The sequence below is a fragment of the Bradyrhizobium sp. genome (assembly GCF_016462955.1).
In the GTDB taxonomy this organism is placed as follows: domain Bacteria; phylum Pseudomonadota; class Alphaproteobacteria; order Rhizobiales; family Xanthobacteraceae; genus Bradyrhizobium.
In genome coordinates, this window is sequence record NZ_JAEMSD010000887.1 from 1 (window position 1) to 1,548 (window position 1,548).

2 protein-coding genes are annotated in these 1,548 nt (G+C 64.9%); one reads left to right on the plus strand and one right to left on the minus strand.

The genetic code is table 11. From position 1 onward, the window contains the following. Positions 1-433, minus strand: a 433-nt coding sequence (locus JHD07_RS39550; RefSeq protein ID WP_291632056.1) for an inositol monophosphatase family protein, incomplete at its 3' end; no start/stop codon positions are given. Between the two features lie 212 nt (positions 434-645). Between JHD07_RS39550 and chpT the strand changes: the two genes are divergently transcribed. Next, the gene (chpT, locus tag JHD07_RS39555) at positions 646-1,299 is read left to right on the plus strand and encodes a histidine phosphotransferase ChpT (protein WP_291632054.1); all 654 of its coding nucleotides are present in this window, start codon (positions 646-648) and stop codon (positions 1,297-1,299) included. Positions 1,300-1,548: the final 249 nt, after the last annotated feature.

Below are 1,548 nucleotides of genomic sequence, written 5' to 3' on the forward strand. Positions count from 1 at the left end.
GCTCGGCACCGCGGCCGACGATGCCGCGCCAGAGCAGCCCGAGCGCAGGTGCGGAGACGAGGCCGAGCAGCGGCACGCCTTCCGTCACCAGGGCAAGATTGACGGTGAACTCGTCGCGGCCGGCGACGAACTCCTTGGTCCCGTCCAGCGGATCGACCAGGAAGAAGCGACCCTGGAACGGCGGGGAGGCGAGCTGGGTCCGCTCCTCCGACAGCGTCGGCACCTCGCCGGCGAGCTGGGCGAGGCCGTCGGCGATGATGCGGTCGGCGGCGAGGTCGGCCTCGGTCACCGGCGAGCCGTCCTGCTTGCCGTCGACCCGCATGGCGGCGCGGTTGACGGCAAGGATCGCTTCGCCGGCCTTCACCACCAGCGCGGTGAGCGGCTCCATCAGGCCGGCTGCGGCCGCTCCGTCGATGATCCGCTTCACCTGGATGCCTCATTCGTCGGCAATTTGGTTCCTCCTCGACCGATTCGCCTCGGTTGATTCGCCTTGATCGTTTCGCCCGGGCTTATGGCCGCTTCGATCCGATCGCAAGCTAGCTGCCGCGGGCTTGCGAATGTTAGAAGTCGCGGCATCCGTCAAGCATGCGTGATTCGCGGCGTCCAGCGCCGTGCAATTCCAGGAACCCTCCAGGACCCCCTTTTATGTCTGACGCCTCGTCGCCCGCGCCTACCACTGCCCCCGACATGCTCGAACTCGCCGCGCTGCTGTGCTCGCGGGTCTGCCACGATCTCATCAGCCCGGTCGGCGCCATCGTCAACGGCCTCGAAGTGCTCGACGACGATCCCAAGCCCGAGGACCGCGAGTTCGCGCTCGACCTGATCCGCAAGAGCGCCAAGACCGCCTCCGCCCGGCTCCAGTTCTGCCGTCTGGCGTTCGGCGCCGCCGGCTCCTCCGGCGCCCAGATCGATCTCGGCGATGCCCAGACCATGGCGAAAGGCCATATCGAGGACGGCAAGTGCTCCATCACCTGGAATCTGCCGCGGCTGCTGCTGCCGAAGAATCGCGTCAAGCTGCTGCTCAACATGCTGGTCGTGGCGCAGCATACGATTCCGCGCGGCGGCATGCTGGTCGTCGATCCGATCGGCGAGGGTGAGACGATGAGCTTTCGCATCACCGCGACCGGGCATAATGCCCGCCTGCCGCAGAACATCTCCGAGCTCCTGAGCGGTGAGCGCGGTCCTGCTGCGGATGCGCATGCGATCCAGCCTTATTATACGCGGCTGCTGGCGCAGGCCTGCGGGCTCACCGTGACGCTCAAGCCGGAAGGCGAAGCCATCATCGTTACCGCTTCGTAAACGGCGCGTTGCGCCCAGCCTCTTAACCAATTCTTTACGAGGCGCTTCGGCTTGTCCGGAGCGCCTTATCTCTTTGTTGGTTCCGTTCTTTTGCACATACTCAACCAATATTAAACGCTTTGCGGTGAAGCTGGCTCCATTCCGAAATGGCGCATCACGCCTCGTGCGCGCCCTTCCTGTATGAAGGCCTGTTTTCATGGATGATCTGTTGCGGGAGTTTTTGACGGAGACCAGCGAGAGCCTGGACAC